Genomic DNA, 356 nt, shown 5'->3' with positions numbered 1-356 from the left:
GCCGCGACCTTGCGGTCTGGGCCACCGCAATGCTCGAGCGCCATCTGAGAGGGGAGCCTGAGCGTCTGCAGCAGGCACTCAGCGATCTCGAGGTAGAATGCGGCCCGCTCGCGCCTTTGCGCATTCATCAGGCGCGTCCCTTTCTGCAGATCCGTCTGGCGCTGAAGGGGCACCTGCAGGAGGCACCCCTTGCCGCCTTTCTGGCGGAGGAGTGTCAGAGGGGTGGCGCCGCCGCCGCCCTCTCTGCCGATGCGCTGACCGCCTGGGTACTGGCCGCCGCTCTGCGGCGGCACCAGCGCAGCCCGGGCCAGTCGGCCATCCGCAGCGGCCTTGATGCGGCGCGGCTCTTAAAACGC

The 356-nt window shown here is 69.7% G+C and carries 1 protein-coding gene; it reads left to right on the top strand.

Features of this window, described 5'->3' with window-relative positions; genetic code table 11:
- Positions 1 to 356: hypothetical protein (locus EP867_RS19715; protein ID WP_194085574.1), on the top strand; the 356-nt coding region annotated here is incomplete at both ends.

Source organism: Falsigemmobacter intermedius, from assembly GCF_004054105.1.
Lineage (GTDB): Bacteria > Pseudomonadota > Alphaproteobacteria > Rhodobacterales > Rhodobacteraceae > Wagnerdoeblera > Wagnerdoeblera intermedia.
This window is presented reverse-complemented; position numbering and strand designations above follow the sequence as displayed.